The organism is Rhodoferax sp. ZS1R8, from assembly GCF_056521325.1.
Genome location: NZ_JBWMBA010000211.1, coordinates 1 through 1,026 on the forward strand (window position 1 = coordinate 1; position 1,026 = coordinate 1,026).

Here is a 1,026-nt window from a genome sequence, read left to right on the forward strand (position 1 = left end):
GGGGGTCGGATCACCGTTCGCTCAGCGAATGTGTGCCCTGACCCCTGATTCACCACTGCCACTAGAAAGAAAAAATGCGTATTGACCAACTACTCGTTCAATTGGGCCTGGCCACCACACGCTCTCAAGCCCAGCGCCTGATTGCCGATGGTGTGGAATGGCTGCAGGGCGAGGCATGGAAGCGCGTGGCCAAGAACGGCGACGAAGTTCCCGAGAACGCCGACGTCCGCCTGCTCGACGATTCCGAGGCCCGCTACGTTTCCCGTGGCGGCCTGAAGCTGGAAGCGGCGCTCAAGCAGGTGGGGCTGTCCGTGGACGGCCTGGCCTGCCTGGACGTGGGGCAAAGCACCGGTGGCTTCACTGACTGCCTGCTGCAGCACGGTGCGCGTCTGGTGGTGGGAGTGGATGTTGGGTCGGCCCAACTGCACCCCCAATTACGCGAAGACGGCCGGGTGCTGTGTGTCGAGAAAGTGAATGCCAGATCCCTGGCTGCTACAGATTTTGAAGCAGCGTGTCTAAATTACACGGGGGCTGGAGGCCAGTTTGATCCAGAGGCTGATGGCGCAGAGCCGTTTGTGCCGGAGTTTGATGTGGTGGTGGGCGACCTGTCCTTCATCTCGCAAACCTTGGTGTTGCCGGCGGTGCTGCCTTTTCTGAAGGCTGGCGGCACGTTGTTGACCTTGGTCAAGCCGCAGTTCGAGCTACAGCCGGGCCAGGTAGGCAAGGGCGGCATTGTCAAGGATGACACCATGTACGCAATCGTGGAGCAGCGCCTGCGCGAAACCTGTGCCGAATTGGGCCTCACCGTGACCGCGTGGTTTGACTCGCCGATTGAAGGTGGCGATGGCAACCGCGAGTTTTTTATCTGCGCAACGAAATGACATTTGCGGGACAGGCCGCCGCAACGTAGTTGCAAGCTCTGTCCCCGTCTGATTGGAAAGCCATGTCTGACACATCCCGCATCCCCCTCAGCGTGGAATTTTTTCCACCGAAGACCCCCGAAGGTGTGGCCAAGCTGCGCGCCGT

The 1,026-nt window shown here is 60.4% G+C and carries 1 protein-coding gene; it reads left to right on the top strand.

The features are described from left to right. Positions 1-74 precede the first annotated feature (74 nt). On the top strand, positions 75-881 hold the full coding sequence (locus AC097P_RS25055; protein ID WP_479613117.1) for a TlyA family RNA methyltransferase: 807 nt from the start codon (positions 75-77) through the stop codon (positions 879-881). The last annotated feature ends 145 nt before the right edge of the window (positions 882-1,026 follow it).

Bases quoted from the DNA above. Each gene is read 5' to 3' on its own strand.
- AC097P_RS25055 (WP_479613117.1), top strand. From the start codon at position 75: ATGCGTATTGACCAACTACTCGTTCAATTGGGCCTGGCCACCACACGC.